The sequence below is a fragment of the Kitasatospora sp. NPDC058965 genome (genome assembly GCF_042741245.1).
GTDB lineage: Bacteria > Actinomycetota > Actinomycetes > Streptomycetales > Streptomycetaceae > Kitasatospora.
In genome coordinates, this window is the sequence record NZ_JBHYKG010000612.1 from 1 (window position 1) to 1,225 (window position 1,225).

Here is a 1,225-nt window from a genome sequence, read left to right on the forward strand (position 1 = left end):
GCGCGTACTTGAGCGGGCGGGTGGGCTTGCTGCCGGCCTCCTGCACGGGGACGGCGCCGGTGGCGGGCGGGGTGGGCACGTAGTCGGGGTGGCGGTTGCCGTCGGGCGGCAGGTAGCCGGCGGTGGAGGGCAGTGCGGCCGGGGTCGTGTTCGAGGTGGTGAAGTCGAAGGCGGAGGTCAGGTCGCCGCAGACGGCCCGCCGCCAGGGCGAGATGTGCGGTTCCTGGACGCCGAAGCGGGTCTCCATGAACCGGATGATCGAGGTGTGGTCGAAGGTCTCCGAGCAGACGTAACCGCCGGTGCTCCACGGCGAGACCACGAGCATCGGCACCCGCTGGCCGAGCCCGTACGGACCGGCCGCGTAGCCGCTCTTGCCGCCGAAGTAGTCGGCCGAGGCCGAGACGGTGGACAGGCCCTGCGAGCTGCCCGACGGCGGGAACGGCGGCACCACGTGGTCGAAGAAGCCGTCGTTCTCGTCGTAGGTGATGAACAGCGCCGTCCTCGCCCACACGTCCGGGTTGGCGGTCAGTGCGTCCAGTACCTGGGAGACGTACCAGGCGCCGTAGTTGGCGGGCCAGTTGGGGTGCTCGGTGTAGGCCTCGGGGGCGACGATCCAGGAGACCTGCGGCAGCGTGCCGGCCGCGGCGTCCGCCTTGAGCTGGTCGAACAGGCCGTCGCCGGCCTTGACGTCGGTGCCGGTGCGGGCCTTCTGGTAGAGCGCGCTGCCGGGCTGGGCGTTGCGGTAGTTGGTGAAGTACAGCAGCGAGTTGTCGCCGTAGTTGCCCCGGTAGGCGTCGCTGATCCAGCCCCAGGAACCGGCCGCGTCCAGGCCGTCGCCGATGTCCTGGTAGATCTTCCAGGAGACGCCGGCCTGCTCCAGGCGCTCGGGGTAGGTGGTCCAGCTGTAGCCGGCCTCCTGGTTGCCGAGCACCGGACCGCCGCCGGTGCCGTCGTTGCCGGTGTAACCGGTCCACATGTAGTAGCGGTTGGGGTCGGTGGAGCTCAGCATCGAGCAGTGGTAGGCGTCGCAGATGGTGAACGCGTCGGCCAGTGCGTAGTGGAACGGGATGTCGCCGCGGTTCATGTACGCCATCGTGGTGGCCGTCTTGGCGGGGATCCACTGGTCGTACTTGCCGCTGTTGAAGGCCTGGTGGCCGCCGGCCCAGTCGTGGTTGAGGTCCTGGACGAACTGCAGGCCGAGGTCGTTGACCTGGGGGCGGAACGG

General features: G+C 69.7%; 1 protein-coding gene. It reads right to left on the minus strand.

Going from position 1 to position 1,225, the window contains the following annotated elements; all coding sequences use genetic code 11:
• The coding region (locus tag ACFW1A_RS40600) for an alkaline phosphatase family protein (protein WP_380418782.1) at positions 1–1,225 on the minus strand (1,225 nt) is incomplete at both ends.